Origin of the sequence: Streptomyces sp. NPDC002130, assembly GCF_040296465.1 — a bacterium.
GTDB lineage: Bacteria > Actinomycetota > Actinomycetes > Streptomycetales > Streptomycetaceae > Streptomyces.
The window spans coordinates 1-1,699 of sequence record NZ_JBEOXI010000694.1 but is presented as its reverse complement, the minus strand read 5'-3'; the positions used below and the strand labels follow the sequence as shown (position 1 = coordinate 1,699).

Here is a 1,699-nt window from a genome sequence, read left to right as displayed (position 1 = left end):
GGAGAGCGCTGCCACCAGGGCGAGGAGTCTGCGGCGCATGACGGGTACCTCGGCTTTCTGACAGGAAGCGGGCGAAGGTCGGGGGCGAGCCAGGGGTCCAGGGCTCGCTTGATCGCCCACATCGTGGCTATGTCCTCCGCCGAGAGGGCCAGGTCCAGATAGTTGCGTTTGAGCGAGCCCACCCCGTGCTCGGAGCTGACGTTTCCACCGTGATCGCGAACCAGTTCGAGGACGCTGCGGTAGACGGTGTCGGCGTTCGGGCAGTTCAGGACATTGAGGTGGATGTTTCCCTCGGCGATGTGTCCGAAGAGAACGGGGATCGCCTCCGGTGCTCGGCTCGCGATCACCGCGGCGGCGTCCTCGGCAAAGGCGGCGAGCGAGTCCAGGGGCAGTGCCGCATCGAATTTCAGTGGGGGACCGAAGAGTCCGACCACTTCGGCGAAGCATTCCCTCGCCGCCCACAAGCGCGTCGAACTCGGGCCGTCGACTCCCACCGACGGAGTTTCCGGCGGGTCGATGCGTGCGAGTGCTTCGGCCAGGCTTTCCATCGGATCGTGAGCCGCGGATACCTCGGCGAGGAGATACCACGCGCGCCCGGTCGGCACTGCCGCGTTCAACCGTCGAGCGGCCAGTTCGAGTCCGCGGCCGTCCAACAACTCCAGGGCGTCGACGCCGTCGAGGGTGCGCAACATCCGTCCCGCGTCGACGACGTCCTCCAGTCTGTCGAAACCGGTCAGCGTCGTGACCCGATGAGCCGGTACCCGGCGTAGTTTCAGGTCGACTGCTGTGACCACGCCGAGAGTTCCTTCGCTGCCCACCCACAGTGCGGGCAGGTTGTATCCGGAGTTGTCGGACAACACTTTCGGTGACCGGCGCACCGTTGTCCCGTCGGGGAGTACCACCTCGAGGCCGAGGACCTGTTCGGCTGGAAGACGACGGACATCACCGGCAACTTCACGGTGAAGCTGTACGACCAGGCCAGTCACGGCGCCGACTACTTCCTGGTGTACGTCACACGGCAGGGCTTCGACCCCACCACCCGGCCGCTGACCTGGAACGACCTCCAGCTCGTCAAGCGCACCGGCAGGTACGCGCCCAGCCAGAACTACGAGATTCCCGTGAGCACTTCGGGACGGAGCGGCCGGCACATCGTGTACACGATCTGGCAGGCCTCGCACATGGACCAGACCTACTTCCTGTGCAGTGACGTGAACTTCCGCTGACCTGTGCTTCCCCGCCGGACGGCGCGTCCGGCGGGGGTTGGGCGGGTTCGGACTTCATGAGAATTCTCCGAAAGTTTTCGAGGCGAGTGAACACAGCGGCGCTCCCGTACGTATGGGGCGAGGGGATTTTCATGCCCGGCACGCCACAAGCGCAGGAGAGCACCCTTGGGACGCAACACGCGAAGACGCCCTACAGGCCCACGACGCGCGACCTTCGCCGCATTCGCACTGATCCTGGGCGGCGGCGGCCTGATGGCCGCGAACGTCTACGCCTCCGCCACGGACGGTGGTTCGGGCGGTGAGTCCGCCCAGACACGGTCCGGCACGGGGGGCCGGACCGCGGGCGCCACGATCGACTGCCCGGACGTCGGCAGCAAGCTGACCTCGGTCCCCGAGCAGGCGCGGGGGGAGGTCGACAAGGAACTCGCCCTCCTGGACGAGCAGATAGCCAAGGCCTACCAGCGGCTGAGCGAATC

Annotated in this window: 1 protein-coding gene and 2 pseudogenes; 2 read left to right on the top strand and 1 reads right to left on the bottom strand. The window is 66.5% G+C overall.

Annotated elements, in window-relative coordinates; all coding sequences use genetic code 11:
- On the bottom strand, positions 1–794 hold a 794-nt coding region (locus ABT116_RS44550), incomplete at its 3' end, for an FAD-binding oxidoreductase (RefSeq protein ID WP_351646625.1).
- 132 nt (positions 795–926) lie between these two features.
- Here ABT116_RS44550 and ABT116_RS44545 point away from each other — a divergent pair.
- Positions 927–1,223: pseudogene (locus ABT116_RS44545) on the top strand (lytic polysaccharide monooxygenase); the annotation flags it as partial.
- Between the two features lie 252 nt (positions 1,224–1,475).
- Positions 1,476–1,699, top strand: a pseudogene (locus ABT116_RS44540) (DUF1996 domain-containing protein); the annotation flags it as partial.